Below are 5226 nucleotides of genomic sequence, written 5' to 3'. Positions count from 1 at the left end.
CGCAGCCAGGGCCGGATGATCGGGCGGAAGGTTTTGGTTACTTTGCCCGCAAAGTGACTCGCCCGGGAGGGCGAAACAAAAAACATCAGCAAAAACGCGGCAATTCGGAACAAACACCAGAAAAACCAAGTATTGCCAGTCCGGTATCAGGCATTCCCTGAAAATGCGATGAACCTTTTTCGGCGTTCGAGCGCCTTGTTGCCTTTTGCTGAGCTGGTAACTTGCTCCTACACTCTGATCGGTGGGCATCGGAGCCCCTTTTATTCGCCTTTTGGCCGCATGTTTCCGGTCATTTCCGGCCAAATTCAATATTTGCCATCAAAATAGCATCATTCCGCGCTGCGGAATCTTTTGGTCGTCCCATTAAGCCATTACTCTCCAGCCATGATTTGAACCTAGAGAGTTGCCTTGCCGTGAGCCGCATACCTTTCCCCCCGAGTGCCGCCGAGGCGGCCAATGCAGTCGCAGAAAGCGTTAAGTACCAGGGCCGCAAGACCAGTCGCAAGGGCAGCGAGCAGCGCCGCCAGGCCATCCTCGACGCCTCCATGCGCATCATCGTGCGCGATGGCGTGCGCGCGGTACGTCATCGTGCAGTGGCGACCGAGGCGAATGTGCCGCTATCGGCCACTACCTATTATTTCAAGGACATCAACGACCTCATCACCGACACCTTCGCCCAGTTCGTCGAACGCAGCGCAGAGTACATGGCCGAGTTCTGGCAAAACATGCAAGCTCCCATTGTGGCGCTGGCTGCCCGGCTCGATGGTAGTGCCGAGGCTCGCCTGCAGGTGGTGGAGCAACTTGCTGAACTCGCCATGCAGTACATCCGCAACCAGTTGCAGGAGCGGCGCGAGCATCTGATCGCCGAACGGGCCTTTTTCCTCGAGTCATTGCTCAACCCGCGTCTGTATGGCCTGGCGCAAGCGCATCGGTGGATACTTTTGCAGGGTGTCACGCACTTCTTTGAAATACTGGGCTCCAGTCGGCCGCAAGAAGATGGAGAATTGTTGACGGCCCTCATCCTGCAGATGGAGTATCGAGGCTTGCTCGAAGGTATCGAGCAGCAGGACCGGCAGGCGATGCTGGCCATTTTCAACCGTTATATCGATCTGGCTCTGGGGCGCTGACGCGGCCCTGCCGGGGCGCTGCACAAGGAGAGCGAGATGAAAGCCTGGCGCGTACTGGTCGCCTTGTCCTTTCTGTTGTTGAGCGGTTGCCTGGTCACTTTCAGGGAACCGATCCCGGCCAACGAGGCGGCGCCGATTCCGCTGTTGGGGCAGTGGACGCGCGAGGACGAATGGGGCGAACGGCTCTTTCTGGAAATCACCCGCGCTGGCGCCAATCTGTACGAGGCTCGTTTGTACGAGGGCAGCCCGGACAGCCTCGACAACCTCGAGCAGTTCGGCTTCACCGTGGCTCATCATGGCCGGCGCTGGTATCTTTCCGCCGGATTGCCCAAGAGCCTGGGTGCCAACTTCGCCATTGCCGGCTTCGAGCTGACCCGTGGCAACGAGCTGGTGATCTTCAACCTCGACAGCGAACACCTGCTCGCCGACATGCAGAAGGGCCTGCTGGAAGGTCACCCCATCGACATGCCGGAGGGGGAGGGCGTGCTGATCACCAGCCCGCTGGACAAGGTGCTGGCCTACCTCGATGACCCGGCCAATGCCGACCTGTTCGTCGAAGTGGCGCGTTATCAGCGGGTGGCCGAATAGGAAGTGCAATGAACAGCCAGCAGAAACTGGACGACTATCAACTCTGCATCCGCGCCCTCAGTGACCGCATCGTCGAGGCGCAGACGCCGATCCGCGTGCTGGATGCGGTGAAGTGGGACGACGGCATCCGCGACGCCTTCCTCAAGGCCAAGGGCAAGGCGCTGCCCGCCGTGGATCGCGACTATTACCTGAGCCGACCCCTGGCCTTCGATGCCCAGGCCAAGAAGCTGGAATTCCAGAACATCGAGCGCGACATCACTCGCCAGCTCGGCCAGTTCAACCCGGTCGGGCAGATCATGCGGCGCATGTGCAAGGAATACCGCATGGTCATCCGCATGCTCGAAGCGCGCGGCACCGAGGACTTCGGTTTGATCAGCCAGGAACTCTACGGTGCCGCCTCCGATGCTTTCCATGCCGGTGATCCGACCCTGGCCGACCTGGGCCTGATGCTCTCGGACTACCTCAACAACATCGCCGCCCGTGGTGATCTGGAAGACGAGCCCAAGACCCTGGGTGCCGGTGATGCGGTGAACATCCTCCAGCAGCGCCTGGCCGGTGTATTCGGTGACGACACCGTGCGCGTGCTGGAGTCCGATGGCATCCTCGCCGATGCCGCAGCCGGCGCCGATTACATCAAGATTCGCAGCGACGCGCGCTTCAATGAGCGTGACGTCAAGGCCCTGGAGGTGCATGAAGGCCTGGTGCACGTCGGCACCACGCTCAATGGCCTCAATCAGCCGATCTGCACCTTCCTGGCCAAGGGGCCGCCTTCGTCCACCGTGACTCAGGAAGGCCTGGCCATCCTCATGGAAGTGATCGCCTTCGCCTCCTACCCCACGCGCCTGCGCAAGCTGACCAACCGCACCCGCGCCATCCACATGGCCGAGGAGGGCGCGGACTTCATCGAGGTGTTCGAGTTCTTCCGCGAGCAGGGCTATGGCCAGGAGGGCAGCTACAGCAACGCCAGCCGGGTATTCCGTGGCGCCTTGCCCAATGGCTTGCCCTTCACCAAGGATCTGTCCTACCTCAAGGGCTTCATCCTCATCTACAACTACATCCAGTTGGCGGTGCGCAAGGGCAAGCTCGAGCAGATTCCGCTGCTGTTCTGCGGCAAGACCACCCTGGAAGACATGCGCACCCTGCGCAAACTGGTGGACGAGGGCCTGGTGCTGCCGCCCAAGTACCTGCCGCCGCAGTTCCAGGACATGAACGCGCTGTCGGCCTGGATGTGCTTCTCCAACTTCCTCAACCATCTGAGCCTGGATCGCATCGAAGCGGACTACGCCAATATTCTGTAGAAGCTGCAAGCTGCAAGCTGCAAGCTGCAGGCGGTTTGCTCGATCAACTTGCCGCTTGTGGCTTGAAGCTTGTCGCTAACCGAAGGTTCCCCATGTCCAGCCATCAACTCGACTACGAAATCCTTGGCAGTTCGGCTCAATCGGTGGAGATCATTCTCGACCCTGGCGAGACGGTGATCGCCGAAGCGGGGGCGATGAACTACATGACCGAGGGCGTGCGCTTCGAGACGCGCATGGGCGATGGCTCGTCCAGCGGCCTGCTGGGCAAGCTGTGGAGTGCCGGCAAGCGCATGCTCACCGGCGAGTCGCTGTTCATGACCCACTTCAGCAATGCCGGCAAGACGCAGGCGCGGGTCGCCTTCGCCGCGCCTTATCCGGGTACGGTGGTGCCCATCGACCTGGCTCAGGTCGGCGGTCGGCTGATCTGCCAGAAGGACGCCTTTCTCTGCGCCGCCTATGGCACAAGTATCGGTATCAGCTTCGCCAAGCGCATCGGCGCCGGCTTCTTCGGTGGCGAAGGCTTCATCCTGCAGAAGCTCGAAGGCGATGGCCTGGCCTTCGTGCATGCCGGCGGCACGGTGATCCGCAAGGAGCTGAACGACGAGACACTGCGTCTGGATACCGGCTGCCTGGTGGCCTTCAGCGACGGTCTCGATTACGACATCGCCCTGGCCGGTGGCCTGCGCAGCATGCTCTTTGGTGGCGAGGGCCTGCTGCTGGCCACGCTCAAGGGCACGGGTACGGTGTGGATCCAGAGCCTGCCGTTCTCGCGCCTGGCCGAGCGGGTCTACGCGGCAACCGTGCAAGCCCGCGAAGAGGTGCGTGCCGGTGGCAAGTAGGCTGCGCGCACTGAGCCTGCTGCTCGTCAGCCTGTGGCTGGGCGGATGCAGCGGCCTGCTGTTCTACCCCGAGCCGGGGCTGCCTTTCACCCCCGAGCGGGCTGGCCTGGACTATCGCGACATCGAACTGCGCGCCGCCGATGGTACGCGCCTGCATGCCTGGTGGCTGCCGGCCAAGCCGGGTGTGGCGGTCAAAGGCACCGTGCTGCATCTGCATGGCAATGGCGGCAATCTGGCCTGGCACCTGGGCGGCACTTACTGGCTGCCGGAGCAGGGCTATCAGGTGCTGATGCTCGATTACCGGGGCTATGGTCTGTCCGAAGGGGAGCCGCGCCTGCCGGCGGTGTATCAGGATATCGACGCCGCGTTCGCCTGGCTGGATCAGGCGCCCGAGGCGCAAGGCAAACCCTTGACGCTGCTCGGGCAGAGCCTGGGTGGCGCCCTGGCCGTGCATTACCTGGCCCAGCATCCCGAACGCCGCAGCCAGTTGCAGGGGCTGGTGCTCGACGGCGTGCCGGCCAGTTATCGCGATGTGGCGCGTGACGTGCTGAGCCAATCCTGGCTGACCTGGCCGTTGCAGGTGCCGCTGTCCTGGCTGGTGCCGGACGGCGACCGCGCCATCGCTTCCATTGCTCAGCTCGAGCCTTTGCCGCTGCTGATCTTCCATAGCCTTGACGACGAGGTCGTGGCGTTTTCCAATGGCGAGCGCCTGAACCAGGCGGCCCGCTCGCCACGCCGCTTCATCGAAACCTGTGGTGGGCACGTGCAGACCTTCACCGAGGATGCCTGGCGCCAGGTGCTGCTGGCCTTTCTGCAAGACCCGCTGGCCGTCGTCGACTCGCCCATTCCTCCCGCTTCAGCTTCAGAGACCTCGCAATGAAAGAACGTGATCCCATCCCCATGATCCTCACTGGCGTGGCCAGCATCGTCGGCACCATTGGTGTGCTCTGGTACTACGGCTATCTGCATTTCGCCAAGCCTGAGGACGCGCTGTTGCTGTCGGAGTTCACCATGCTCAAGACCATCCCGGGGGAGGATTACAAGGTGTCGCTCAAGCCGGCCGACCAGGTGGCGCAGTGCGTCGATGGCGTGTTGGTGCTGTTCGACACCCAGCAGAAGGGGCTGACTGGCGTGTTGGTGGATAGCAAGAAGCAGGCCGTACGTTGCCTGGGGCAGGAAACGCCAGCGCTGGAGCAGTGAGGCAAAAAAGAAGGTTGTTCGCGGAATCTCTGTGAAGTCAGGTTTGATACCGGACTGGCAAGTTTGTATGTTGGTTTCGGTGTTCAAGCTGCTTATCGCGTTCTGCTGATATCTCCCGTTTCGCCCCCCGGCGACCTTCTTTTGTCAAACGCCACAAAAGAAGGCAAAAAGGCT

Annotated in this window: 6 protein-coding genes; all 6 read left to right on the top strand. The window is 61.8% G+C overall.

Annotated features, from left to right (window positions below):
* The first annotated feature begins 413 nt into the window (after positions 1–413).
* The 6 genes from ACSVIK_RS25935 to ACSVIK_RS25910 all read left to right on the top strand — a co-directional run bounded on the left by ACSVIK_RS25935 (position 414) and on the right by ACSVIK_RS25910 (position 5052).
* A complete protein-coding gene (locus ACSVIK_RS25935) occupies positions 414–1127 on the top strand; it encodes a TetR/AcrR family transcriptional regulator (RefSeq protein ID WP_442447009.1) in 714 nt (237 codons plus the stop codon).
* A 36-nt stretch (positions 1128–1163) separates the two neighbouring features.
* Positions 1164–1715, top strand: a complete 552-nt coding sequence (locus tag ACSVIK_RS25930; RefSeq protein ID WP_442447008.1) for a hypothetical protein — start codon at positions 1164–1166, stop codon at positions 1713–1715.
* A gap of 8 nt (positions 1716–1723) precedes the next feature.
* A complete protein-coding gene (locus ACSVIK_RS25925) occupies positions 1724–3013 on the top strand; it encodes a flavohemoglobin expression-modulating QEGLA motif protein (RefSeq protein ID WP_442447007.1) in 1290 nt (429 codons plus the stop codon).
* 92 nt (positions 3014–3105) lie between these two features.
* Complete coding sequence (locus ACSVIK_RS25920; protein ID WP_442447006.1) at positions 3106–3852, top strand: TIGR00266 family protein; 747 nt, start codon at positions 3106–3108, stop codon at positions 3850–3852.
* A complete protein-coding gene (locus tag ACSVIK_RS25915; protein WP_442447005.1) occupies positions 3842–4732 on the top strand; it encodes an alpha/beta hydrolase in 891 nt (296 codons plus the stop codon). Before ACSVIK_RS25920 ends, ACSVIK_RS25915 begins: the two co-directional genes overlap by 11 nt.
* A complete protein-coding gene (locus ACSVIK_RS25910) occupies positions 4729–5052 on the top strand; it encodes a hypothetical protein (protein WP_268178664.1) in 324 nt (107 codons plus the stop codon). Before ACSVIK_RS25915 ends, ACSVIK_RS25910 begins: the two co-directional genes overlap by 4 nt.
* Positions 5053–5226 lie beyond the last annotated feature (174 nt).

It is taken from the genome of Pseudomonas sp. NCHU5216, from assembly GCF_052156495.1.
Lineage (GTDB): Bacteria > Pseudomonadota > Gammaproteobacteria > Pseudomonadales > Pseudomonadaceae > Aquipseudomonas.
The sequence above is the reverse complement of the archived record's forward strand: the minus strand, read 5'-3'. Positions and strand labels throughout refer to the sequence as shown.